At 33.8% G+C, this 24,736-nt stretch carries 21 protein-coding genes; 10 read left to right on the top strand and 11 right to left on the bottom strand.

Features of this window, described 5'->3' with window-relative positions:
- The first annotated feature begins 2 nt into the window (after window positions 1-2).
- From ACSSV5_RS05780 to ACSSV5_RS05770, 3 genes are all read left to right on the top strand, one after another.
- Entirely contained in the window at window positions 3-572 is a 570-nt protein-coding gene (locus ACSSV5_RS05780) for a non-canonical purine NTP diphosphatase (protein ID WP_454245127.1), read from the top strand.
- Window positions 573-1,054: 482 nt separating this feature from the next.
- Window positions 1,055-2,227: an acetyl-CoA C-acyltransferase gene (locus ACSSV5_RS05775; protein WP_454245126.1), complete on the top strand. Its 1,173-nt coding sequence runs from the start codon at window positions 1,055-1,057 to the stop codon at window positions 2,225-2,227.
- 13 nt (window positions 2,228-2,240) lie between these two features.
- Window positions 2,241-2,990, top strand: coding sequence for a C40 family peptidase (locus ACSSV5_RS05770; RefSeq protein ID WP_211065797.1), 750 nt, complete (start codon window positions 2,241-2,243; stop codon window positions 2,988-2,990).
- A gap of 11 nt (window positions 2,991-3,001) precedes the next feature.
- On the opposite strand, the gene ACSSV5_RS05765 is transcribed toward ACSSV5_RS05770, so the two are convergent.
- On the bottom strand, window positions 3,002-3,871 hold the full coding sequence (locus ACSSV5_RS05765) for a sterol desaturase family protein (RefSeq protein ID WP_454245125.1): 870 nt from the start codon (window positions 3,869-3,871) through the stop codon (window positions 3,002-3,004).
- 152 nt (window positions 3,872-4,023) lie between these two features.
- On the opposite strand from ACSSV5_RS05765, the gene hemN reads away from it, so the two are divergent.
- Together hemN and ACSSV5_RS05755 are read left to right on the top strand one after the other, a co-directional pair.
- Complete coding sequence (hemN, locus tag ACSSV5_RS05760; RefSeq protein ID WP_454245124.1) at window positions 4,024-5,376, top strand: oxygen-independent coproporphyrinogen III oxidase; 1,353 nt, start codon at window positions 4,024-4,026, stop codon at window positions 5,374-5,376.
- 18 nt (window positions 5,377-5,394) lie between these two features.
- Window positions 5,395-6,225: a universal stress protein gene (locus ACSSV5_RS05755; RefSeq protein ID WP_454245123.1), complete on the top strand. Its 831-nt coding sequence runs from the start codon at window positions 5,395-5,397 to the stop codon at window positions 6,223-6,225.
- Window positions 6,226-6,278: 53 nt separating this feature from the next.
- Here ACSSV5_RS05755 and ACSSV5_RS05750 read toward each other — a convergent pair whose 3' ends face one another.
- The 4 genes from ACSSV5_RS05750 to ACSSV5_RS05735 are packed head-to-tail and all read right to left on the bottom strand — an operon-like array spanning window position 6,279 to window position 11,383.
- On the bottom strand, window positions 6,279-7,892 hold the full coding sequence (locus ACSSV5_RS05750; RefSeq protein ID WP_454245122.1) for a sulfatase-like hydrolase/transferase: 1,614 nt from the start codon (window positions 7,890-7,892) through the stop codon (window positions 6,279-6,281).
- Window positions 7,843-8,664 (bottom strand): glycosyltransferase family A protein, encoded by an 822-nt coding sequence (locus ACSSV5_RS05745; RefSeq protein WP_454245121.1) that lies wholly within the window; start codon window positions 8,662-8,664, stop codon window positions 7,843-7,845. The genes ACSSV5_RS05750 and ACSSV5_RS05745 overlap by 50 nt, the downstream gene beginning before the upstream one ends.
- Complete coding sequence (locus tag ACSSV5_RS05740) at window positions 8,661-9,947, bottom strand: O-antigen translocase (protein ID WP_454245120.1); 1,287 nt, start codon at window positions 9,945-9,947, stop codon at window positions 8,661-8,663. The genes ACSSV5_RS05745 and ACSSV5_RS05740 overlap by 4 nt, the downstream gene beginning before the upstream one ends.
- 35 nt (window positions 9,948-9,982) lie before the next feature.
- Complete coding sequence (locus tag ACSSV5_RS05735) at window positions 9,983-11,383, bottom strand: S41 family peptidase (protein WP_454245119.1); 1,401 nt, start codon at window positions 11,381-11,383, stop codon at window positions 9,983-9,985.
- 164 nt (window positions 11,384-11,547) lie between these two features.
- Between ACSSV5_RS05735 and ACSSV5_RS05730 the strand changes: the two genes are divergently transcribed.
- The 5 genes from ACSSV5_RS05730 to ACSSV5_RS05710 all read left to right on the top strand — a co-directional run bounded on the left by ACSSV5_RS05730 (window position 11,548) and on the right by ACSSV5_RS05710 (window position 18,087).
- A complete protein-coding gene (locus ACSSV5_RS05730) occupies window positions 11,548-13,005 on the top strand; it encodes an aldehyde dehydrogenase (protein ID WP_454245118.1) in 1,458 nt (485 codons plus the stop codon).
- A gap of 321 nt (window positions 13,006-13,326) precedes the next feature.
- Complete coding sequence (locus ACSSV5_RS05725; RefSeq protein WP_454245117.1) at window positions 13,327-14,373, top strand: PLP-dependent cysteine synthase family protein; 1,047 nt, start codon at window positions 13,327-13,329, stop codon at window positions 14,371-14,373.
- Between the two features lie 48 nt (window positions 14,374-14,421).
- Window positions 14,422-15,672, top strand: coding sequence for an aminotransferase class I/II-fold pyridoxal phosphate-dependent enzyme (locus ACSSV5_RS05720; protein ID WP_211065790.1), 1,251 nt, complete (start codon window positions 14,422-14,424; stop codon window positions 15,670-15,672).
- Between the two features lie 440 nt (window positions 15,673-16,112).
- Window positions 16,113-17,042, top strand: a complete 930-nt coding sequence (locus ACSSV5_RS05715; RefSeq protein ID WP_454245116.1) for a helix-turn-helix domain-containing protein — start codon at window positions 16,113-16,115, stop codon at window positions 17,040-17,042.
- 88 nt (window positions 17,043-17,130) lie between these two features.
- Window positions 17,131-18,087 (top strand): aldo/keto reductase, encoded by a 957-nt coding sequence (locus ACSSV5_RS05710; protein WP_211065788.1) that lies wholly within the window; start codon window positions 17,131-17,133, stop codon window positions 18,085-18,087.
- 338 nt (window positions 18,088-18,425) lie between these two features.
- Here ACSSV5_RS05710 and ACSSV5_RS05705 read toward each other — a convergent pair whose 3' ends face one another.
- From ACSSV5_RS05705 to ACSSV5_RS05680, 6 genes are read right to left on the bottom strand one after another with little or no spacing between them, the layout of a single operon-like run.
- Window positions 18,426-19,067: an HdeD family acid-resistance protein gene (locus tag ACSSV5_RS05705; protein WP_454245115.1), complete on the bottom strand. Its 642-nt coding sequence runs from the start codon at window positions 19,065-19,067 to the stop codon at window positions 18,426-18,428.
- A 22-nt stretch (window positions 19,068-19,089) separates the two neighbouring features.
- Window positions 19,090-19,944: a universal stress protein gene (locus tag ACSSV5_RS05700; RefSeq protein ID WP_454245114.1), complete on the bottom strand. Its 855-nt coding sequence runs from the start codon at window positions 19,942-19,944 to the stop codon at window positions 19,090-19,092.
- An 8-nt stretch (window positions 19,945-19,952) separates the two neighbouring features.
- Entirely contained in the window at window positions 19,953-20,552 is a 600-nt protein-coding gene (locus ACSSV5_RS05695; RefSeq protein ID WP_454245113.1) for a hypothetical protein, read from the bottom strand.
- Between the two features lie 38 nt (window positions 20,553-20,590).
- Window positions 20,591-22,138 carry an MFS transporter gene (locus tag ACSSV5_RS05690; RefSeq protein WP_454245112.1) on the bottom strand — a complete coding sequence of 516 codons (1,548 nt, stop codon included), beginning with the start codon at window positions 22,136-22,138 and terminating at the stop codon, window positions 20,591-20,593.
- Between the two features lie 7 nt (window positions 22,139-22,145).
- Entirely contained in the window at window positions 22,146-23,303 is a 1,158-nt protein-coding gene (locus ACSSV5_RS05685; protein WP_454245111.1) for an HlyD family secretion protein, read from the bottom strand.
- A gap of 37 nt (window positions 23,304-23,340) precedes the next feature.
- Window positions 23,341-24,666: a TolC family protein gene (locus ACSSV5_RS05680; RefSeq protein ID WP_454245110.1), complete on the bottom strand. Its 1,326-nt coding sequence runs from the start codon at window positions 24,664-24,666 to the stop codon at window positions 23,341-23,343.
- Window positions 24,667-24,736 lie beyond the last annotated feature (70 nt).

Raw genomic sequence — 24,736 nt, 5'->3', positions numbered from 1 at the left:
TTATGCCATTGGTTTTTGCGACTCATAATCATCACAAACTCACAGAAGTTAAAGCTATTCTACCTCAATTTATCGAGCTGCTTTCGCTCAACGACATCAACTGCCACGAAGACATTGCAGAAACCGCCAATAGCATTGAAGGCAACGCTCAACTCAAAGCCAGATATGTCTTCAAAAACTATAACTTACCATGCTTTGCAGACGATACAGGTTTATTTGTTAACGCACTCAACGGCGAACCTGGGGTTTATTCTGCTCGTTATGCTGGTGGACAAAAAAATGCTCAAGCCAATATACAAAAGCTTATGCAAAACCTCAATCATGTTCAAGACCGCAGTGCATATTTTAAAACCGTCATCGCTTTCAAAACTCAAAACGAAGAAAAGATATTTACCGGCATTTGCAAAGGCGAAATCACCAAAACACCGAGTGGCAAATCTGGATTTGGCTATGACCCTATTTTTAAACCTCATGGCTACACAGAAACTTTTGCCGCATTAGATGCTAATACCAAAAACCAAATCAGCCACCGCAACTTGGCACTACAAAAATTTATCGATTATCTCAAATAGGTTTGATTTAGTGGGATTTTAACAGGTCTGCTGACTTGGGCAGACTATATTCCTGCACAATCTAAGAGATGTCGCGTATCTTGTCCCTATGGATATTTTTTTTAACGTGAGTTCGATATCAATTCCAATAAAATAGATTGATATTTAATCATTTGTCATGACGACAGAGCGAAGCATGAACGACGAGACATCTCAGTAGGATGAGATTTCACCTCATTCTTCGTCGAAATGACAAAATTTGCTTACAAAAAAATGTAATCATCTGATTTACAATTTTCAATAAATCGAACTCACATTATTTTAATATTTTTTCAGGAATCCCTAAGCTAAGCTTAAACTCACTTGAACCATCACCAATCAATTAAACAATTAAAAAGTTTTAACTCCAAACTTTAAATTATCCTTAATCTCAAAGCATTTTTCAGGCTTATAATTATATTTTATTTATTTTTACATCTGTTGAATTTTTAAATATTTATAAAATGAAAGATGTCGTTATAGTCAGTGCAGTTAGAACACCAATAGGGAGTTTTCTCGGAAGTTTATCCTCAATTCCAGCCACTCAATTAGGTTCAATAGCCATCAAAGGTGCTTTAGATAAAATTAATTTAGACCCAAAACTCGTTCAAGAAGTTTTGATGGGCAATGTGGTTCAAGCCAACAATGGTCAAGCCCCTGCACGTCAAGCGGCTCTCGGTGCTGGTATTCCAGATTCTGTGCCGTGTACAACGGTCAATAAAGTTTGTGCCAGCGGAATGAAATCTGTGATGCAAGCGACTCAAAGCATTGCCCTCGGCGATACTGATATTATTGTTGCAGGCGGAATGGAAAGTATGAGTCAAATTCCTCATTATCTGCATCTCAGAAATGGACATAAATTCGGCCCAACCCAAATGGTTGACGGCATGCAAAGAGATGGTTTGTCTGACGCCTACGACAATCAAGCTATGGGAACTTGTGCAGATTTATGTGCTACAGACCACAATTTCTCAAGAGAAGACCAAGATGCCTTTGCTATTCAATCTTACAAACGCTCAGCCGAAGCTTGGCAATCTGGCAAATTCAAAGACGAAGTCGTGCCAGTTGAAGTTCCTCAACGTCGTGGCGAGCCTTTAATTGTTAAAGAAGATGAAGAATATAAAAACATCAAATTTGACAAAGTCAGCAAATTAAGACCAGCTTTTAGCAAAGATGGTACAGCCACTGCAGCCAACTCTTCAACCATCAATGACGGTGCTGGTGCGGTTGTCTTAATGAGTAAAGACAAAGCAGACGAACTCAACTTAAAACCACTTGCCACCATTAGAAGTTATGCCGATGCGGCTCAAAAGCCAGAACATTTCACAACTGCTCCTGCTAAGGCTTTACCTTTAGCTCTTAAAAAAGCAAAATTAGATTTAAAAGATATCGATTACTTTGAATTCAACGAAGCCTTTTCTGTTGTTGGTTTGGCTAATATGAAATTATTAGGTCTTACAGATAAAAATGTCAATGTCAATGGTGGTGCAGTTTCATTAGGTCATCCTTTGGGTTGCTCAGGCGTAAGAATTATCATAACTTTACTGCACATTTTAAAACAAAACGATGCCAAGTTTGGTGCGGCAGCCATTTGCAATGGTGGTGGCGGTGCTTCAGCAATGGTGTTTGAACGCTAAATCAACTTTATAAATGGCTTACGGATGTTGTCACCTCAGTCTTGTTCCCGTTAGAGCAAGTGCAAACGATAAATCAGAAATGGTGACGCAATTGCTGTTTGGCGATGTATTTGAAATTTTAGAACAAACCAAAAAATGGATTAAAATCAAAAACGCCTTTGATGATTATGAAGGATGGATAGATTCTAATCAGTATTTATCCATTAATTTACAACAATTCAACAACATCAAATCTCAACATTTGAACTGCTCTACAGATCTTGTGGAGTATGTTCAAAGTCCAAAAAACCAGTTGATACCAATAGTTATAGGTTCATCTTTAGAAGGTCTTTCTACATTAGATTATAAATTTGATGTTAACTTGAGCAAGGGTAAAATCCAACGTGACAAAATTGTGCCTACTGCTCTACTCTATCTCAACGCACCTTACCTATGGGGTGGCAAAAGTCCTTTTGGAATAGATTGTAGCGGTTTCACACAAATGGTCTATAAAATTTGTGGAATATCTCTTAAACGCAATGCTTCGCAACAAGCTGAACAAGGAGAAAATTTAAGCTTTATAGAAGAAGCCCATCCGGGCGATTTAGCATTTTTTGATAATGAAGATGGCGATATTATTCACGTCGGTATGATAATGGATAACAATTACATCATTCACGCCCACGGACAAGTTCGCATAGACCGATTAGATCATACCGGAATTTTTAATGTTGAAACCAAAACTTATTCACATCAACTTCGTGTGATTAAGCATATAGATTAAGATTCTTAAAATTACTCTTTAAAAGGTTGCTTCATTTGTTCCCAAAACCCTTTTGGATAATTCTCATCATTTTCAAAACCAATATCAATGTTTTTGCCCTCTATTGGTATGTATGCGGTTCCAAAAATATAGTCCCAAACACTTAAAGACAAACCAAAATTGACTCCTTTTTGATGCTGTTTTGGTAAAGTTTTAGCGTGATGCCAGATATGCATTTTTGGGTTGTTTAAAATATATTTGAAAACACCGTAACTCCAACCCACGTTAGCATGGTTGAGATGACCTACGAAAACTCCAATCATATGCACCAAAAAGAATTCTTGAATACCAAAACCAATCATTGCTAATGGAATATATTGAACGGATTTGTAAACGACAGTTTCCATAAAATGAAAACGAAACTGTGCTGCAAATCCCATCTCCTTGACACTGTGATGCACTTTATGAAATTTCCATAACCAATTTCTTTTATGCAACTGCACATGAACATTCCACTGGATAAAATCAGCAATAACAAACATGACAAAAAGCTGAAACCAAACAGGATAAGTTGCAATATTGACAGCAACCAAATTTTTTATACCTATAGCAGCCAATCCATCGTTAAACAAATTGACAAACACATTAGACACTGCATTATAACCTATCAAAGAAAACAAAAAGAAATTAAAAAAAATATAAAACAAATCTAACCAAAAACCTTGTCTAAAAAATTTCTGTTGTTTTCGCCAAGGAAAAATGACTTCTAAAATCATCACTAATAGCGATAATCCTATCAGCCAATAAAAATATCCAGTAAGTTTTGGGTGGGTGATTTCCTCAACAAGATAATTGAAATAACCAACAAAAGAATTTAAAAATATGTCCCAATATTTATCCATAATACAAAAATACTATAATCTGTCTTGAAGGCTTGTAACAAGAGTTACATTCTTATCAGTTATTCACTTCTGTTTTATCTTCAACTTATATGAGCAAAGTCATTTTTAAACACCTTTTTATGAATTAAATTTGTATAACAAACCCAGTAAAAATGCAAGATTTAATAAAAAAATACAACGTTGCAGGACCGCGATACACCAGTTATCCTACGGTGCCTTATTGGGACGACGAGTCATTTTCGCACAACCGATGGTTGGCTACGATCAAAAAATCAGCTTGTCCTAACGACTCTATAAGTCTTTATATTCACTTACCATTTTGTGAAAGTTTATGCACGTTTTGTGCTTGTAACAAAAGAATTACCAAAAGACATAATGTAGAAAAACCCTACATCAAAGCCCTTTTAAAAGAATTAGATCTATACACAATTGTTTATGGGTTCAAACTTACCATTAAGGAAATCCATCTTGGTGGTGGCACGCCAACATTTTTTTCGCCAGAAAATTTAGCTAAGCTTTTACAAGGCATTTTTGAACGCACTTTTATCGCTGATGATGCTGAATTCAGTTTTGAAGGTCATCCTAACAACACCACTTTTGAACACTTAAAAGTTTTGCATGATTACCATTTTAGCCGTGTCAGCTATGGAATTCAAGACTACAATGAAAGTGTTCAAAAAGCCATAAATCGTATTCAGAGCTTTGAAAATGTAAAATATGTTACCGAAACCGCTAGAGCAATTGGCTATAAATCAGTAGGTCACGATTTGATTTATGGTTTACCTTTTCAAACTGTGGAGCATATTCTAAACACTATCCAAAGCACTATTGAACTCAAACCAGACCGCATTGCATTTTACAGTTATGCTCATACGCCTTGGATAAAAGGCAATGGTCAACGCGGTTTTAAATATTCTGACTTACCCAATGCCGAAACCAAAAGATTGCAATATGAATTAGGCAAAAAAATATTAGAAGACAACGGCTACCAAGAAATTGGTATGGATCATTTTGCATTGGCTGATGATGAATTATATCAAGCAAAGCAAAACAAAACCCTTCACCGAAATTTTATGGGCTACACTACACAACAAACAAAACACCTCATAGGACTTGGCGTCTCTTCAATTAGCGATGCGTGGTTTGGCTTTGCTCAAAACGAAAAAACTTTAGAAGAATATTACAATAGGTTGAGACAAAATAAAATTCCTGTTTTTCGCGGACACATTTTAACATCAGAAGATCTTGAAATTCGTCAACATATTTTAAATTTAATGACTAAATTTGAAACGGATTTAACAAATACTAAATTACATATCAAAACACTTCAACTCATATACCAAAATCTTCAAACTTTTGTTGATGATGATTTAATTGAAATCAAAAATAAACACATAAAAGTCTATGATACTTCTAAAGCATTCATCAGAAACATCTGTATGGCTTTTGATGTAAGAATGCTAAGAAAAAAGCCAAACACACAATTATTTTCAATGACAATTTAATCTATAAATCCTAATACAATGAAAAAAATTTTAATACCTGTCGATTTTTCAAAACCATCAGAAAATGCACTAAGAGTTGCAGCTGAATTGGCTAGAAAGAATGATGCTGAACTATATGTTCTACACGTCGTAGAAATGGCCGAAACCCTATTTGGCACGGAACAGTTTAATATCAACGACGAACAAATCGTTTTCTTTATGAAAATGGCCAAAAAACGCTTTACCAAGTTTTTAGACAAGCCTTATCTTGAAGGTTTAAAAGTCATAGATACAGTAGAATTAGGTTCACCAACTATGGGTATCAAAGAACTTCAAGAAGAAAAAGAGATTGACTTTGTCGTTATGGGTTCAAATGGTGCTAGCGGTATTGATGAAATTCTCATTGGCTCTAACACTGAAAAGGTAGTAAGACACTCAAAAGTTCCTGTTCTTGTAGTTAAGCAAGAGCTTGAAAAACTAGAAATCAACAACATCGTGTTTGCATCAAACTTTGATGAAGAAAATCTAAATGCTTTTAAAAAAGCAAAATCTTTTGCTGATAGTTTTGATGCCAATCTGCATTTATTGTATGTCAACTTGCCAGGCAATCAATTTTATAGCTCTGAAGAAATCACTCATCAGATTAAAAGCTTCTTAGACAAAGCTAATATGTCTGATTTTGAAAATATTAAAATCTACAATGACTATACGATAGAACTTGGTGTAATCAACGGTGCAAAAGCTCTAAAAGCAGACATAATTGCTATGCCAACTCACGGTAGAAAAGGCTTATCACACTTCTTTAATGGTAGTATTGGCGAAGATGTTGTTAATCACTCTACGTTACCAGTAATTACATTTAAAATTTAAAAAAAGAATATATCCACATTATATAGACTCCTCTAATCAATTAGGGGAGTTTTTTATGGCAAATCTTTATAATATATACCTTTTAAGACCTTAGGTTTCAAATTTTTTGACTGTTTGTGAAATATACTTTTAGTAGAATCAAATTGCCTAAATCGAATTCCATTTAATTCAGAAAAAGTATGCATAAAATCTCTTAAAATATAAGGGTTTTCTGGTATGTATTGAGCTTTAAATTCGTTTTTAAAACTTTTGTTCATCCATATAAAAAAAGGAATTTCAAGCATAGATTTTGTAGGGTTTTCTTCGGCATGTCCAGAAAAATCAATGCTTTCATAAACTTCATCGCCGTGGTCAGAAAAATAAAGCACATATACGGGATGTTCTATTTTTGCTACTTCATCAATGACCTGTTTTAAAAAATAATCGTGATATAAAACTGAATTATCATAAGCATTAGATCGACGATGAGCTTGTTGATGATCAAAATTTGAAGGACTTTTGCCAACAAATTTTTTAAACTCTTCAGGATATCTATCACTGTAAAGCAAGTGAGTTCCTAAAGGATGCAATACTATGAATTTTTTGGATGCTTTGTCTTTTAAAGCCTTTTTAAATTCTGGTAATAAAACTTCATCATAAGGCGTAATAGCTCCATCTTTAGCTGTGTTTTTTGTCAGATATTTATCACTACTACGTGCAATAAGAGTTACCAAACTTTCATACTGACCAATGGGTCTTTGGTTTGAAATCCAAAAGGTTTTAAATCCAGCTTGATTCATCAATTGAATGATAGAAAAATCTTTATCAGTTGATAAACTGTTGAGTGTTAAGGCATCTTTTAAAGCACCAATTGTATGAGCATGAGAGCTTATGACATTATTATAAAGCCACAAATCAGATTTCAAACTATCTAAAAAAGGAGTTGTCTTTCGGTTATAACCGTAAACACTCATTCGTCGTCTTGTGGTTGATTCGCCAATGATCAAAACATAAGTTGCCGTATCATTTTTATTACGAAATTCAAAACCATCAACATCTGCCAATGGCTCATCAATATTATACTGAAGCATTTTTTGTTGCTCCTCAATATATTCGTAAACTGATGAAACACTTAAATATAAAAAATTGTATTGCTGAAATCCTCTATATATCATCAAAGCAAGAGGAATCAATACGCCAGCAGTGTAAATTACATATTGGTATTTGAATGTTTTAGGAAAAGTAAATACAGGTCTTTTAATTAAATAGAAAATCAACACAACTAAATAAGTAACTATGGCAATAACAATAAATGGATTGAGATAAAATTCAACAAATTCTCTAGCTTCGGCAAGGTTAGTTTCTAATAAAATAAAAATTGAAGACGCACTAATATTGGCCTTAAATAAATAGTAATAAATACTTTCAAACAGATTATTAAATACGAATAAGATGTAGCCTAAAATTTGAAAAAACTTCCGCCATTGGTTTTTAAACAACAGACTAAAAGAAACAATTATGATAAGTGTAGCAACGTTTTCAACAAAATTTCTTGGTAAAATACGATTCCAACCAAAACCATACGCCTGAAATAGTAAAGACAAAAATAAAGGCAAAAGCCAATATACAATTGCTGTTCTATTGCTCTGAACTAAGTTTTTTATAATCTTGAACAGCGGTAACGCCATAATTCCAAATTTGAGAGATTTGCGAAGGTTTAATCACTTTACGTTTTAGCAACAGCCAAATATAACGCATCAACCAAAGATAAATAAGGTTTTTGTGTTGTAAATATTTTTGGGCAGTCAAAGCCTGAGTGTATGCCTTAGAACCTTCATCTGGTTCAGTTGTTTTGCCGTAATGCTTCACAATGGGCTTATCAATATAAACAACTTTAAGGTGTTTTCTTATAATATCATCCCGAAAAACGGATTCTTCCGCACAAACAAAACGAGCCCATAGACCAAATAAATTATTGAAAGCAATATCATTATTCCTAACAAGTTTTAGGTTGAAACTTATTTCTATAGATGAAAGAGATTGCTGATGTAATAATCTATTTTGATAACCTGATTGTGATTTATAAATTTTATAAGGCTGATTGTTTTCTCTTAGAAATTGAAAAGAAATCAAAGCTGCATCGGGATAATCTTGATAGGCTTGTATTACCGTGTCAATAGCGTTAGGCAAATATTCAATATCATCGTCGGCTATAAAACATATTTTGGCTTTGGCGTGTTTTATAGCGAGATTTCTACTTTTACTCAGTCCTTTTTCAAATACATTGACTACTCTTATATTTTTTCTATTAGTTTTTAAAATCTTGTCTTTTGTAGTTTGATTAATTATCAAAATATTCAAATCTGACAAGTTATGATATTTAAACATCTTTTCTAAAAAATCAAAATCACTTCGATTCATCGTAGAAATCAAAAATTCTATATCAGAAGTTTGAATCATAATTGTGGTTTAAATAGTGGTTTTCTAAACAAAAATAGGATCAACACAAAATACAAAATATAGGTCAAAGCATGACCAATAACCACGCCTTGCAAATCGTAAATATCAACAAAATAGATAGCCGAAAAATACAAGCCTAAGGCTAACAACAAATCGGTAACAATATAATGCCATAACATTTTTTTGGCGTGAAATTGATAGATCATAACTAAACTGAGAATTCTAAAAAAATCAGCTACAATTTGCCAACCTAACAATGAAGTGACTGGCAAAAATTCATCTGAAAATACCAATAAAACAATGTATTTTTTTAAAAGAAAAACAACGAATAATCCAATAGCAAATAAAGGAATAATTTGCTTGTAAAATTCTAAAACAGTTGATTGAAAAGCCTTATCAGTTTTGGCTTCAACCAATTTTGGTAGAACATAAAGATTCAACAAAGACTGCATAAAAACCAAATAAAATGTAGAGAGTCTAAAATTGGCTTCCCAGTATCCTGCGGCATCAATACTGAGATGTGTAGATAAATATTGCCGAATTCCTATAAATACCAATGGAAAACTTATAGCAGAAATCAAAGTCATAAAAGCGTATTGGCCAAAATTTTTAAGTTGTGAAAATGAAAAAACTTTTAAACTAAAGCAGGTTAAGTTCAGATGTTTTGAAGCTATAAATAAACTTATAAAAAAACTGAAAGAAGGAACTGCCACCACAGCCATCAAAGCACCAGACAATCCAAAACTTAAAACACCAAAAGCAAATAAAATAAGATTCAAAAAATGTGATAGAATATGTATGCGAATCACTTTTTTGAATCTGCTTAAGCCTTTTAAAATGCCAAGCATAAAAACATTTAATGCATAAAGTGGCAAAAGTAAAGCCGTCCATTTAAAAACAAATGCATAAGACACATCATTGAAAACTAATCCTGACAAAGATTTGGAAAAGATGAAAACAACAGAAAACACAACGAGGCTTAAACCGACAAAAACCCAAAATAAAGTGGATATAAAAGTCTGATAAGCCTTATGATTGGTATGAAATTCACCTGTATATTTCACAACTGCATTATCTAAACCACCGCTTGAAAAATTGTGAAAAACACTTAAAATATTACGTAAATTACCAATCAAAGCAACGCCTTGAGCACCTAACAAAACCGCTGATAATTTAGCAACAACAAGGCTGCTAATCAACTTAATACTTATGCTTAAACTATTAAAACTTGTAACTTGCAAAAGTGGTGAATTAGATACAAGTTTTTTTAAAGTTTTAAACATGAAAGAATATTTATCATTTGAGAGCTACAACGGTTTTAGTTGTTGATATACATCCGTTGGTAGTTAGGCTGGTGCATTTCAGATTCGCCAAGAGTTTTAAATTCTAAATTTACAGATTTAACAATTTCATCTGGCTGACTTGGTTTTTGAACACCAGCACCAATTTCTTGTAGTGCTCTTGCCAAAAATGGTTCTGAAAGATCTCCTAAAACACCGAGATTAAAAAAATCTTCCTCTAAAATAATATCAGGTTCAAAGCCTTCAGTAAATCCCGTAAAACCTTCGGCGTTTTCAATCTCAAGAATCAAAGGCTGCAGGGCATAAAAATGATTAGGATTTGCCCCTTGCCTTCTAAAGTCTGGCGAGTCGTATAAAGTTGTTGAACCTTGAAATTTACCCGTAGTTGTGGTTCCGATTTGAATGACATCAATGTAAGGATTCAAAGCATTAATAACCAACTCACTTGCTGAAGCTGTTGAGCCTGTGGTCAAAACAAAAACACGATCTAAATTGAGATTATTTATATCTTCGCCGTTTGCTGTTTGGTCATCAAAAAAAAGTGTCTCATCATCAAAATTTTCATTAAATCTTTCTACAGCAAAAACTTGACCATCAAATTGACCTGTAATCATAGAAGCTAAATCTTTGGCGGTTTCAATACTGCCACCACCGTTGTATCTTAAATCTAAAACTAAATCTGAAACCCCATTTGCCACAAAATCTCCAAAGGCTTGGTTGAGTTCTGATTCAAAATTTGACCTAAAGCTGTTATACATCAAATAGCCAATTTTTTGACCACTAATATCAAGTGTTGTAGCAATATGAATAGGGTTTTCAGTTAAATTGGATTTGTTTAATAAAATAGTTTCACCAGTTAAAACGAGCTGTTCATTTTGCAATTCAGCCAAACCAATACTGTATTGTTCTGGTGATAGAAGTTCCCTGAAATTAGTTTCACTAAGAGCTGTTCCATCAATTTCAGTAAAAATCATTCCGCGTTCAACACCTTGTGTATCGGCTGAAGAATTTGGAACAACATATCTGACATAACCAAAAACCTGATTGGTATCTTGAATTAAAACTAAACCAAATTGCATACCATTACTTAAACTTTGTCCTTGAAGAGCTTCTTCTAAAACCCTAAAATCAGATACAATAACGCTAAAACGATCGTCTTCTCTAAGCAAGTTATCAAACAAGCTTTCAGGAGAATCAAAACTACTCAAAAACTCGTTAAAATCAGCATCAGATGAGCTTCTCTCGCTTAAATTGGGAACATCACTTCTATAAACATAAAATAAATTCATAGCTTCCCAAACAAAATTTTGAATCTCCAAATCACTTGCTGGTGAAATCACGTCATCAAAATCATCTTGACAAGATACACTGACAAAAAGTAAAATTGATAGAACCCAAATTCGGTTTAAATTTTTCATACTTAGTTTGCTTTGATTAAAACGCTCTACAAAGTAAACAAATTGTTTAAACTTTTAAAGTGTATTACACTTTTCTATCATTTCAGTTTTATTTTAACCAAAACCCATTTTTTAAAGCTATATATTTGGCACTTATAGCAAAGTATTAATAACTTTATAAAATTATGAAAACAATATTAAACTACATAAACGGGCAATTTGTCGCTTCACAATCCAATAATTTTTTAGAAAATATAAATCCAGCAACAGGTGAAGTTTACAGTCAAATCACTCGTAGCAATGCATCAGATGTTGATATTGCTGTTATGGCTGCAGAAAATTCCTTTTTAAGTTGGTCCAATACAAGCTTAAATAAACGCTCTCAAATACTATCAAATATTGCGGATTTAATAGAAGAAAATCTTGATGATTTGGCCCTTGCCGAGTCAATTGATAATGGAAAACCTATACATTTATCAAAAAGCATAGATATACCTCGAGCGGCTGCTAACTTCAGATTTTATGCACATGCTGTAACACAATTTTATAGCGAAAGTCACGAAAGCCAAGGTTTAAACGCTCTTAATTACACCCTTAGAAAACCCATGGGTGTTGTGGGCTGCATTTCGCCATGGAATTTACCGTTATATCTATTAACATGGAAAATCGCACCTGCATTAGCCGCTGGAAATTGCGTGATAGCCAAACCCAGTGAAATTACGCCGATGACAGCATTTTTACTTTGTGAAATCTGTGAAAAAGCAGGTTTGCCCAAAGGGGTTTTAAATTTAGTGCATGGTTTGGGTTCAGAAACAGGTCAAGCCATTGTAGAACACCCTAAAGTAAAAGCTATATCATTTACTGGTGGCACTAAGACAGGTGAGCATATTGCAAGAACAGCAGCTCCTATGTTCAAAAAATTATCACTAGAATTAGGTGGCAAAAACCCAAATATCATTTTTGAAGATTGTGATTATGAAAAAATGATGACTACCACTTTAAAATCTTCATTTGCCAATCAAGGTCAAATCTGTTTATGTGGCTCTCGAATTTATGTGCAAAAAACTTTATATAACAAATTTAAAAATGACTTTGTAAACCGTGTCAGCAAACTAAAAGTTGGGCATCCAATCGATGATAATTTCGATATGGGAGCTATCGTTTCTAAAGCTCATTTAGAAAAAATTGAATCTTATATCAATTTAGCTAAAACAAATCACAACATGAATATTTTGTGTGGTGGAGAAAAACTTATTTTAAAATCATACCCAAATGGATATTACTTAAAACCTTGCATAATTGAAGTCAAAGACAATAAATGCAAACTCAACCAAGAAGAAATTTTCGGTCCAGTGGTCACTTTAATGCCGTTTGAAACCGAAAACGAAGTTCTAAATATGGCCAATGATAGCTTGTATGGTTTATCGTCCACACTTTGGACACAAAACTTAAATCGTTGTATGCGTATGAGCCAAAGGCTTGAAACTGGTATTGTTTGGGTAAACACTTGGCTTAATCGAGATTTAAGAACACCTTTTGGCGGTACTAAACAATCAGGTGTTGGTCGTGAAGGTGGTTTTGAAGTTTTGCGTTTTTTTACTGAACCTAAAAATGTTTGTATCGACTACAATACAGAATTTTAAAATCAGATACTTGCCAATGATATAGTTACAACTTTAACTTTTTTAACATTAGCAATGACATTTTTATATAAGACACTCATCTATTTATATAACATTTTTTTTCTGTTGCCACTAATGCTCTGAAAACCCTTACATTCATTGAATGTGTTAGTAGCTCAAAATAATGTAATTTTCTTAGCCGAACTCTGATTATTTTATAGAAAATTTGTTCTCACCTAAAACTTAAACTTCAATAAAACACTAAGCTTTTAAGCTAATTGATAAAAAAAATTTAAATTTGCAACTTGCTTTTTTTTTAAAAGTTTATTTTAAAACGATATCATGTCAGATGAGTATCTCAACACACACGAAAATTTATTGACCTTAATCGGTTGCACACCATTAGTAAAACTCAACCGTATAACAGAAAATTTAAAAGGTCAATTTTACGTCAAATACGAAGCTAATAATCCAGGCCATTCAGCAAAAGACAGAATAGCTTTACACATCATCAACAAAGCTGAAAAAAACGGCTTATTAAAACCTGGCGATACCATTATAGAAACCACAAGTGGCAATACCGGATTTAGTATAGCTATGGCAGCTACAATAAAAGGCTACAAATGCATCTTAGCCGTCAGCTCAAAATCGTCTCAAGACAAAATTGATTTGCTAAAAACTATGGGAGCAGAAGTGCATGTTTGCCCTTCAGACGTAGCACCAGAAGACCCACGCTCCTACTACGAAGTCGCCAAAAGCCTTCACCAAAAAATCAAACCATCAATTTATATCAATCAGTATTTTAATGAATTGAATATTGAAGCCCATTATCTATCAACTGGACCAGAAATATGGAAACAAACCCAAGGTAAAATCACGCACCTTGTAGCGTGTTGCGGAACTGGCGGAACGATTTCTGGAACTGCCAGATACCTGAAAGAACAAAATCCTAATATTAAAATACTTGGAATTGACGCCTACGGCTCAGTGCTGAAAAAATACCACGAAACTGGCAAATTAGACAAAAACGAAATTTATCCTTACAAAATTGAAGGCTTAGGTAAAAATTTGATTCCAACTGCCACTGATTTTAGTGTTATTGATAAATTTACAAAAGTTACCGATAAAGAAAGTGCCTTAATGGCTAGAAAAATTGCCGTAACCGAAGGCATGTTTATAGGCTACACCAGTGGAGCTGCTATGCAAGGCACTTATCAATTAGATGCCGAAGGAGAATTTGATGAAAACAGCTATGTTGTAGTAATTTTTCCAGACCATGGATCACGATATATGAGCAAAATATACAGCGATAAATGGATGAAAACTCAAGGATTTTTAGAACCCGAACCAAAAAAAATTAATAAAAAGTTAAATAATTTAACAAAATAAAGAAATAAATGATTAACTTTAGACAGTTAGTTTGAAAACCAAGTGCAAATGAGAGATTTATTTTCAAAAATTTATAGAGATAAAGGACCATTAGGAAAATGGGCTGATCAAGCTGAAGGCTATTTTGTCTTCCCTAAATTAGAAGGTCAAATCAGTAACAGAATGAAATTTCAAGGACGTGAAGTCGTCACTTGGAGTGTTAATGACTATCTCGGCTTAGCCAATCATCCTGAAGTCAGAAAAGCCGATGAAGAAGCTGTCAAAAAATACGGAAGTGCTTATCCAATGGGAGCCAGAATGATGAGTGGTCACACAGAACTTCACGAAAAACTTCAAGACGAATTAGCTAAATTTGTTAAAAAAGAAGCCGCCTATGTTCTCAATTTTGGCTATCAAGGCATTCTTTCCATAATTGATGCCTTAGTCAGCAAAGACGATGTGATTGTTTACGATGTAGATGCCCACGCCTGTATTATCGATGGCGTTCGCTTGCATCTCGGAAAACGCTTTACCTATAAACACAACGATTTAGACAGCATTGAACTCAACTTAGCGAGAGCCGAAAAAATAGCTGAACAGACTGGCGGTGGCGTGCTATTTATATCAGAAGGTGTCTTTGGCATGCGCGGTGAACAAGGCAAACTCAAAGAAATAGTTGAGCTCAAAGACAAATACAAATTCAGATTGCTCGTTGATGATGCCCACGGTTTTGGTACACTTGGCAAAACTGGTGCTGGTGCTGGCGAAGAACAAGGTGTTCAAGATGGCATTGATGTTTACTTTGCAACCTTTGCAAAATCTATGGCAAGCACAGGAGCCTTTGTCGCCGCTGATAAAGAAATTATTGATTACCTAAAATACAATATGCGTTCACAAATGTTCGCTAAATCACTACAAATGTCACTGGTTGAAGGTGCTTTAAAACGCTTAGAAATGCTAAAAAACATGCCCGAACTCAAAGACAAATTGTGGGAAAACGTCAACGCCCTTCAAGGCGGACTCAAAAAACGTGGTTTTGACATCGGAACAACCACCAGTTGCGTAACACCCGTTTACCTTAAAGGAAGCATTCCAGAAGCCATGGCATTAGTCAAAGACTTGAGAGAAAATCATGGTATCTTCTGCTCTATTGTGGTTTATCCCGTTATTCCAAAAGGCTTGATTCTATTAAGAATGATACCTACAGCAACCCATACTATGCAAGACATCGAAGAAACTTTAGAAGCCTTTTCTGCTATTAGAGAAAAACTTGAAAAAGGAGTTTATAAGCGTATTGCTCAAGAAGTGATGAAAAATTAAAACTAAATAAAAGCAAAATTTAAGGGGCTTTTAACGGGCTATCCGCTATATTTTTTTGAGATTTATTAAGCATCCGTAAGTATTTTGGCGGTGCTACTTTAAGGTAGCACCACCAAAACACAACTCCGCTATAATAAATCTCAAAAAAGATGTCGCTCCTATCCCTAAGCCAAAAGCAACGCCAATTCATAAATTGTAACAACATCTATAAACCGATATAATCAAGGTTTACCAATAACCCACTATCACATAAACATCTGTTTTTAAGACTTTTAGCTTTTTTTTTTAATTTTCACAACATGTATTAAAACTTTTGATTTAGCACCAAACCAACAATACCTTAAACAACTATTAGAATTAAAAAAAACAAACATATTTTCTATACTTACCCCAATTAACTTTCAATTTGATATCTTTGCTGATATTTGAATTTTGCAACAATGGAAAACCTGAGTATAAAAGATTTTTACAAAGAGATATTTGGTGAAAACAATTCACAAATTGACACTTTGCTCAAAAATAATAGCAGTAATGAGCTGGGGCATTTTAATGTTTTTGACACAAAAAAGTTTTTTTTCAGCGGAAACAAAAAATCTGAAATGACCTATAACCGAAAATTATACTATAAAATCAGTTTGATTAAAGGTAATAACCTTGTGGAATATGCAGGTAAATCAGTGCGTATTGAAAAGCAAGGAATACTATTTGCAACACCAAAAATACCTTACAAATACATACCACAAAGCAAAGAACAATCGGGTTTCTTTTGTGTTTTTACCAAAGAATTTTTATCCAAATCTAAAACAGGTTTATTAATTGACGAACTGCCAATATATCAACCCAATAGCGATTTTGTATATCAATTGAATGATGAGCAATACAACGAGCTCAAGCTGATATTCAAGAAAATGGACACCGAACTCTCATCTGACTACGCTTTTAAATATGATTTGTTACGCAATTATGTTTTAGAACTCATCCATACAGGACAAAAATTGAAACCCGTTGAAAGATTAACAAGTACCAACAATGCTTCCCAAAGAATCTCATCTTTGTTTATCGAGTTGCTCGAAAGGCAGTTTCCTATTGAAAATGAAAGCCAAGCTATTCAACTAAAAGCCCCTATTGATTATGCAAAAACCTTAGGAATACACATCAACCATTTAAACAAAGTGCTAAAAGAAACAACAGGCAAAAGCACTTCAGAAATTATCAACGGCAGAATAGTTGAAGAAGCTAAAATATTGTTGAAACAAACCCAATGGAGTGTAACAGAAATAGCCTATGCCCTGGGTTTTGAAGAAGTGGCTCATTTTTCTAACTTTTTCAAAAAACATACAAGCCTTCCACCTTTAAAATTCAGAAATTGATTGTTTTTTGCAATTATTAGATTGCTTTTTACAAATGGTTTTGAATTAAAAAATTGATATTTGGTAAACTTAAAAAAACTACATTACTATGAAAAAATCAACAACTTTAGGAAACAGTACACTAAACGTAAACCGCTTAGGACTCGGTTGTATGGGAATGTCTGAGTTTTATGGTTCTTTTGATGAATCAGAATCGATTAAAACGTTGCACAAAGCCATTGATTTGGGCGTCAATTTTTTTGACACCGCCGATATGTATGGTTGGGGAGCCAATGAAAAATTAATCCGAAGAGCATTTGAAGGCAAATGGGATCAATTTGTTCTGGCAACAAAATTTGGTGTAGTGAGAGGTGAAAATGGCGAATGGCTTGGCATCAATGGAAAACCAGATTATGTCAAAAAGGCTTGCGAACGAAGCCTTTCAAATTTGGGTATAGATACCATTGATCTATATTATATGCACCGACAGGCAGAAGATGTGGAAATTGAAGAAACTGTTGGAGCAATGGCCGATTTAGTCAAAGACGGAAAAGTAAAATACATCGGTCTGTCTGAAGTTGATGCTGAAACCATTCGCAGAGCTCATAAAGTGCATCCGATAACCGCTATACAAACAGAATATTCTCTTTGGAGTCGTGAACCTGAGCAAGAAGTTTTTGATGTATGCAAAGAGTTGGGAATTACTTTTGTGGCATACAGTCCTTTGGGTAGAGGTTTTTTAACAGGAGCTTTTAAAAGCAGTGATGATTTTGAGTCAGACGATTTTAGAAGAAATCATCCACGATATACAGACGAAGCTATCAAAGAAAATTACAAATTTGTTGAAGTGATAGACAAGATGGCAAAAGACAAAGGTGCAACCAAAGCACAAATTGCATTGGCTTGGATTTTAGCTCAAAATGATGAAATTACTGCTATTCCTGGTACGAGAAAGATTCACAGATTAGAAGAAAATCTGGGAGCTTATGATGTTGAGCTATCAAAAGCTGATTTGGACTTTATTGAAAAATCTATACCCGAGGAAACCGTAGGTAGTCGGTATTAAAAATCTGGTTTTTATATTCAAAAAAGAGCTACTAAATGGTAGCTCTTTTTTTGTTAATTTTTAAATATAAAGCCTTATTAATAAGCAACTTAACTCTAACTTTTCAAATTAACGTGAGTTCGATTTATTGAAAGCTGTAAATCAGATGATTACATCTTTTTGTAAGCAAATTTTGTCATTTCGACGAAAAATGAGGAGAAATCTCATCCTACTGAGATGTCCCGTCGCTCATGCTATGCTCTGACGACAAGACAAATGATTAAATATCTGTATTTTATATGAATATATTTTATTGGAATTTATATCGAACTCACGTTAAATTAAAATAGACTTATATTTTATTTGTTTTCGTTTATACTCTTGTAATACTCTTCTTTTAAGTCTTCTATTTTGTCTTTCAATTCTTTTTCCAATTTCCTTGGAAGCGTTTTTAACTTTTTTAATTGGAATGACAATACAATGGCATAAATCCCTGTAAAAATGAAAGATAGAGCTGTTATTACCACCAAAGAGATACCTGTAAAAACTGGATTGGCTATGAGTATAAAAGAAAAAACAACTCCTATAATGCTCAAAATAGCAAGATTGCCCCATTTCAACACGCCATAATTTTTAAGTTCAAATGCAAACCCCAATCCTTGAAAAGAACGAAACATCAGGCTAAAGCCCACAAAAAAAGGTAAAGTGGTAGCTGCTACTGAAGGTTTTGAAATGAGCAGAATACCAATAAGTAACGCAAAGATACCACCAGCAAGATACCAACCCCAGCCTTCTAATTCTTTTCTGTTTTGCACAGAAAACCAAATTTCTAAGATACCAGAAAACAAAAACAATAGACTAAAAAGCAAAACCAACGAAAAGTAGGTTGCACCAGGTACTGAAAAAAGATAGCCTCCCAATACGATGAACAAAACACCTATGATTGCTGGTACATACCAGTAATTTATAGTGTTACGGATTGTTTTTAAAAATGAAACCATAGCATTAAATTTTAAATTGTTACTAATTATTATGATTATAAATAAGCAATGCTGTTTTTGAATTTTGTAACAAACGATTGCTGTAATTCAATTTAAACATTCTTTGAAAATACGACAAATTACGATGCATAATGCAGAGAATATCGGTTTTATTATCCTGTATATAGTTTTCTAAGCCTTTCTCAACATCGGTATTAACCACAATATCAACGTTGAGAGTATTGTTCCCAATATCCTCAAGCCACATCTTTTTTTTATGTTCTGAAATCGATGCCTCGCTATCGGTTTCTACTACGTGAACGCAATTTAATCTGAAATTATATTTCTGTGCGTTCTCTAACAACTGTTGAACAATTGAATGTTCATTTGATTTCAGCATAACCGCAATGGTAACAGTATTTATGGCAACAAATTTTGCTTTTTCAGGTATGGCTAATAACGGAATATTAATATGACTGATGAGTTTGGCTGTATTAGAACCAAACAATTTCTTATCAATGGTATTAGCACCTGAAGTTCCCATTACCACTACATTTATTATGTTTTCGTAAATATAATCAGAAACTGTATCAAGTAATACACCTTTCTGAAAATGAAATTCTACAGGAATGTTTAATTTATTATTGTCCTGTGCTATTTTTTCAAGTTTTCTTGCTTCGTTTTTAAATTTTTCCCATTCATCATCTTCTAGTGTTTCGTTATAATCTTGAGCAAACGGATGCACATTTACTAATTCATCTGGGTCTGCAACTTCTATAATCGGTACAATGTGAGCTATGTGTAACTCTGCATTTATTTTTTCAGCAAGCGACAACGCATAGACAAAAGCATTCTCTGCCACTTCAGAAAAATCAGTTAAAAATAATATTTTTTCCATTTCTAATTTTATAAATGATGCTTTTTTTCTAAACTCAAAAATTTTGTAATCCCTAATCCTATCACAAATGTGTCATAGGCATCATGTTTTACTTCATAAGTTGCAGAAAGTCCAAGCTCCCAATCGTGTGGAATTTCCACCATATATTCTGCTCCAACAAGAAACATAGAAAAGTCTTTTTCCTTGCTAAACTCTTTGCCAACTCCTGCCAATAATCCCAAAGAATGTAAGGGTTTATACGTTGCTACTGCGTTTATTGATATCGGATATTCTCTCTCGATAAAATTGTTTTCCTCTTCTCCGTTTTTTTCCTCGATAATAAAACTTTCAAAAATCATATCAGAATGCACACCTAAAGCCAATTTATCAAAAATCCAGTAATTTGCATTGAGTCCAAGAGCAGCAGCCGAAGTGATTTCATTTTCTTCAACATCTTCAACGTTGTGTTTTATAAAAGCATGTCCCATAACAGCCGAAAAGCCTAATTTTCCTTTTAAAGAAGCAGATTCTTCTTTGTTTTCTTGAGCTTTAATTTGATTTAAACTTAGCACAAAAATCAGTAAAAAGCTTAATAAATGTTTGATAGTCAACCTTTTTTTTAAAAACATAGTTCTTGTAATTTTAGTATATATAATTTTAATATTTGTTAAGTAAACCTATAACCTTGCAATTTATTTCTTCTCATTACTTTTCTTAAAAACACTATTCTTCGTTTATTGAATTGTCCAAAATTGTGAGTTAATACAATAATCAAAATAGGAACGATGAGCCAGCATAAATATCCCAACACAGTTTTGAATGAAGCCAGCATAGCATTGATTTGGGTTGTTTGATATATACGCATTCCGTTTTTAAAATATCCTGCGTCAAGGTACATCGAAATATTATTCAAACTTTGCCATTGCCCCTGATAAGTTGCCCAACTAATAATTGCTCCACCAATAGCGGTTGCAAGAAACGTTCTTACCATCAACATAATGCCTATAATGCCAAGAAAATCGTCTCTTTGTAAACCTAATGACGCATAATACCATATACCAATAAAAAGAATTCCCATGCCTAAACCTTTTAAAAATATAGGAAAATAAAGATATTCTATGTTCATTTGTGGTTGAATCATCAGATATAACATCAAAATATGAAGAAAAAACACAACAAAACCCAAAGTAATATAGTATTTAAGATTCCACTTATTTGTAAACCCTAGAAAAGCTAAAATTCCTGCTATAACAATTCCAGGAATCATCCATAGGTTCAGCTTTGCATTGATAAGGTTGTTGTATCCTAAAACTCTAAGTGTATATTGTGTAAAGATGCCTGTACTTGCCAAATAGACTCCCAAAAACAACAGTAAAATCAAGGCATACCATATATTTCTCTTTTGTACAATTAATTGAAATTTTATGATTTTGCGTTTGAGGAATTTTTGTCTGTATATCAATACTATCAACAATAGCATTCCTAACAAAAATGAACCTGTAATGAATGGAGAACTGAACCAGCCTTGTTGACGCATAAAGGTAAGTCCTGCATTAAAGCACATAGCACAAAGAGCAAATAAAACTATAGACAACCAATCGATTTGATACAAGGGTTTTTTAAAACTAAAGCGTTGGTTGTGCTGAAAAATCAACGATAGTGCTGCAACAATCAGCAACAGTATCGCTATAATAAAATAAGGTGCCTGCCAGTTACTGTTAAAGACTTGGTTTGCCAACAGGTAAGAAGAATATTGCCCAGTGCATAATATAATAGGGTAAAATACAGAGTAGAAACGTCCTCTTTCTCCTGTTGGTGATATAATAAACATAACGGGTAATATCATTTCAACAAATGGAAACATTTTAAAAAAGCCAATAAAAAAACTTCCCACAACAACGACCAAAACATTATCGGTTGTTGCTATCAAATAAGAAAGGACAGCAAGAACAACAGTACAAAACACAATTATTTCTTTAGAGCGAAAACGCATTTTTATACGCATAGCAATGGTGCTGGCAACACCCATTCCAATAATGGTCGCATTATATGCCAATGAAATGTATTCTGAATAAGTTGCAAATGCCCCTGAAATATCAGTACTATTGCTTCTGTAAACACCATTCAATGCTATGAGTGGAAACAAAAAAACAATAATCAATAGCAACATCAAAGGCTTAGGAACCCAATTGGCAAACGGACCTCTATTGTACATAACTTTGCTATTTTAAGGTTACTTGTACATTCATACCAGCCCGAAGCAAATCTAAGTCTTCGGGTTTGTTGTTTTCTGTAAATTCTATCCGAACGGGAATGCGCTGCTGTACTTTTACAAAGTTTCCTGTTGAATTGTCAACGGGTATTGCAGCATATCTGGCTCCAGTAGCTCCAGAAATGGCTGTTATTTTTCCTTCAAATTCTTTGCCTCCCAAAGCATCAACAGTAATTTTTGCAATACCTCCGACAGTTACTTCATCCATTTGTTTTTCACGATAGTTGGCTGAAATCCAAATATTTTTAATATCAACAATAGTTGCCACTTGTTGGCTAGCGTTTAATAACTGACCTACATTTACGGTTCTTCTCCCCATAATTCCATCGTGAGGTGCGGTAATTACGGTATAGGAAAGGTTGAGTTTTGCCATTTCAAGTGCGTTTTTGGCACGTTTTATTTCTGCCTCGTTCATTTCTAAACGAGAATGAACTTCCTTAACGGTCAACTCACTTGTGCCTTTTGTGTTTTTGATGGCTTGATATTGAGAAATCGTTGCTTCCAATTGAGCTTTACTGGCTTCATATTGTGTTTTTACCTGGTCGAATTGCTGGCGTGTTACCGCTTCGTCTTCCAACAAATTTTTATAGCGGTTATAATTTTGCTCGGCATTCCACAGTTTTGCCTGTGCTGCTTCAATGTTAGCTTGTGCGGCTTCAAGGTTGGCTTGTGCGGTATTGATATTGTTGGTAACTGTTTTTACAGAATTTAGAGTTACATTTTTAGATGCCAATGCAGCCATATAAGCTGCTTCTGCTTGTCCTAACTGTGTTTTTATCTCCCTGTCGTCCAAAATTATGAGCGTATCTCCTTTTTTCACATGCTGATGTTCTACAAAGCGTATTTCTTTGATATAAGCCGACACTCGGGTATTTATTGGATTGATGTATGATTCTACCTGTGCCGCATTGGTATATTGGTCGTTTCCAATGTTCAAGTAAGCCGTTACAAACCAGTATAACCCGACCAAGACAAATACCAGAATAACCATACTGATAATTCTACCCTTATTTTTTTTCTTTACAGGAGGTTTTCGTTTTGATTTGGTCGTTTTCTTAGAATCTGTTTCTTGAACTTCTTCTTGATTTTTATCTTGATCTTGTGACATGATTTTTATTTTTTTATAAATTAAGCAAATGACATTTTTACAGTTTTCCGCTTTCTTTCATTAACTTGTAATAGGCAAAAATGATACTGATTTGCGAATTGGTGTATTGCAACTCAGCATCTAATTTGGCGTTGCTGGCATCGATTAAATCCAGCAAAATGGCTAATTGGTTGTTGTATTTGCTCTCCATAATCCTGTAATTTTCATTGGCTAAATCTTTGTTTTTCTCAAAGGTTTTGTTTTGGGTTATGGCTTCGTTGTATTTAATGTAAGCTGCATTCACAGCTACTCCAATCATTTGTTCTGCTTCATTGGCTTGTGCTTTGGCACGTTCTGTTTCAAATTTATTCAATTGAAGTTTTTTTGGTGTTTTATAAATTGAAGCGATATTATAGCTCAATGATAAACCTATATTCCACCCGTTTGAATACATATCCAAAGCAGGTGAAACACTGGTAATAGGGCGTTGAAGTGTGTTATTTGCAAAAGCTGCTAAGGTAGGCAGACGTTCTGCTTTGGTTATTTTTTCGGAAACTTTATATAATTCAACTGCCTTTTTAGCCATCAATAAGCTTGGATGAGTCTGAATATTATTTTGATAGGTTTCTAAAAGAGAAATTTCTGGATTTTCATTTATTATAGATTCGTCTGCAACAATTTCTGTTTCTTCTGGTAAACCCAAAGCCACGGTAAGTTGCTTGTTTAAAATCTGAATATTATTTTCTATCACCTGTAAAGACAAATTAAGATTTGAAATTTGCAATTCGCCACGGATCACATCATTTCGGGTTACCATTCCTTGGCTATAAAAATGGTTGATATTCTGTAATCTATCTTCTGCAAGTGCTATGTTTTTACGAAATACACTTGCTTGATTTTGTAACTTATACAAGTCCAAATAGTAACCTAAAACAAGCAACTTGATATTCTGTTCATCGGACTGATAACCCAGTGAAGCTAAATTTTCTTGTAGTGTTTTTGCCTTAATAGCATTGTTTACTGCATTTCCTTTCCAAATTAATTGAGAGGCTTCTACAGAATATACATTTCCAAAATGTGGCATATCTACAGTAGTGGCATTTGAAAAGTTTTTGTCCAAAATAGTGCCATCACCAATATACATAGCACTTGCATTCATATTAAAATCAGGGAGTTTTTGGTTTTTTGTAACTTCTATGTCTTGTTTAGCAATGTTGATGTCTGCTTTAGAAACCGCTAATGATGGGTTATTTTCTGTAACTAAAGAAAAAAGTTCGTCAATGCTTAGTTTTTTCTTTTGTATTGGCTTTTGGGCATAAATAAAAAAACTTGGAAATAGTAGGCATGTTATCCAAAACAGATGCCTTGAAAAATGACACTTCATTATAAACTATGCGTTTTTATGTTGGGGGTGCAAGATTAAGAAGATACGCAGTGCTATAAAAGGTTGAAAA

It is taken from the genome of Psychroflexus sp. MBR-150 (assembly GCF_053628795.1).
Note: the sequence above shows the minus strand (reverse complement) of the source record. Positions and strands in the feature narration are given on the sequence as shown.

What these genes read in the sequence shown, in the direction of transcription:
- ACSSV5_RS05780 (WP_454245127.1), top strand. Translation starts at nt 3, where the DNA reads ATGCCATTGGTTTTTGCGACTCATAATCATCACAAACTCACAGAAGTT.
- ACSSV5_RS05775 (WP_454245126.1), top strand. Translation starts at nt 1,055, where the DNA reads ATGAAAGATGTCGTTATAGTCAGTGCAGTTAGAACACCAATAGGGAGT.
- ACSSV5_RS05770 (WP_211065797.1), top strand. Translation starts at nt 2,241, where the DNA reads ATGGCTTACGGATGTTGTCACCTCAGTCTTGTTCCCGTTAGAGCAAGT.
- ACSSV5_RS05765 (WP_454245125.1), bottom strand. Translation starts at nt 3,871, where the DNA reads ATGGATAAATATTGGGACATATTTTTAAATTCTTTTGTTGGTTATTTC.
- hemN (WP_454245124.1), top strand. Translation starts at nt 4,024, where the DNA reads ATGCAAGATTTAATAAAAAAATACAACGTTGCAGGACCGCGATACACC.
- ACSSV5_RS05755 (WP_454245123.1), top strand. Translation starts at nt 5,395, where the DNA reads ATGAAAAAAATTTTAATACCTGTCGATTTTTCAAAACCATCAGAAAAT.
- ACSSV5_RS05750 (WP_454245122.1), bottom strand. Translation starts at nt 7,892, where the DNA reads ATGGCGTTACCGCTGTTCAAGATTATAAAAAACTTAGTTCAGAGCAAT.
- ACSSV5_RS05745 (WP_454245121.1), bottom strand. Translation starts at nt 8,664, where the DNA reads ATGATTCAAACTTCTGATATAGAATTTTTGATTTCTACGATGAATCGA.
- ACSSV5_RS05740 (WP_454245120.1), bottom strand. Translation starts at nt 9,947, where the DNA reads ATGTTTAAAACTTTAAAAAAACTTGTATCTAATTCACCACTTTTGCAA.
- ACSSV5_RS05735 (WP_454245119.1), bottom strand. Translation starts at nt 11,383, where the DNA reads ATGAAAAATTTAAACCGAATTTGGGTTCTATCAATTTTACTTTTTGTC.
- ACSSV5_RS05730 (WP_454245118.1), top strand. Translation starts at nt 11,548, where the DNA reads ATGAAAACAATATTAAACTACATAAACGGGCAATTTGTCGCTTCACAA.
- ACSSV5_RS05725 (WP_454245117.1), top strand. Translation starts at nt 13,327, where the DNA reads ATGTCAGATGAGTATCTCAACACACACGAAAATTTATTGACCTTAATC.
- ACSSV5_RS05720 (WP_211065790.1), top strand. Translation starts at nt 14,422, where the DNA reads ATGAGAGATTTATTTTCAAAAATTTATAGAGATAAAGGACCATTAGGA.
- ACSSV5_RS05715 (WP_454245116.1), top strand. Translation starts at nt 16,113, where the DNA reads ATGGAAAACCTGAGTATAAAAGATTTTTACAAAGAGATATTTGGTGAA.
- ACSSV5_RS05710 (WP_211065788.1), top strand. Translation starts at nt 17,131, where the DNA reads ATGAAAAAATCAACAACTTTAGGAAACAGTACACTAAACGTAAACCGC.
- ACSSV5_RS05705 (WP_454245115.1), bottom strand. Translation starts at nt 19,067, where the DNA reads ATGGTTTCATTTTTAAAAACAATCCGTAACACTATAAATTACTGGTAT.
- ACSSV5_RS05700 (WP_454245114.1), bottom strand. Translation starts at nt 19,944, where the DNA reads ATGGAAAAAATATTATTTTTAACTGATTTTTCTGAAGTGGCAGAGAAT.
- ACSSV5_RS05695 (WP_454245113.1), bottom strand. Translation starts at nt 20,552, where the DNA reads ATGTTTTTAAAAAAAAGGTTGACTATCAAACATTTATTAAGCTTTTTA.
- ACSSV5_RS05690 (WP_454245112.1), bottom strand. Translation starts at nt 22,138, where the DNA reads ATGTACAATAGAGGTCCGTTTGCCAATTGGGTTCCTAAGCCTTTGATG.
- ACSSV5_RS05685 (WP_454245111.1), bottom strand. Translation starts at nt 23,303, where the DNA reads ATGTCACAAGATCAAGATAAAAATCAAGAAGAAGTTCAAGAAACAGAT.
- ACSSV5_RS05680 (WP_454245110.1), bottom strand. Translation starts at nt 24,666, where the DNA reads ATGAAGTGTCATTTTTCAAGGCATCTGTTTTGGATAACATGCCTACTA.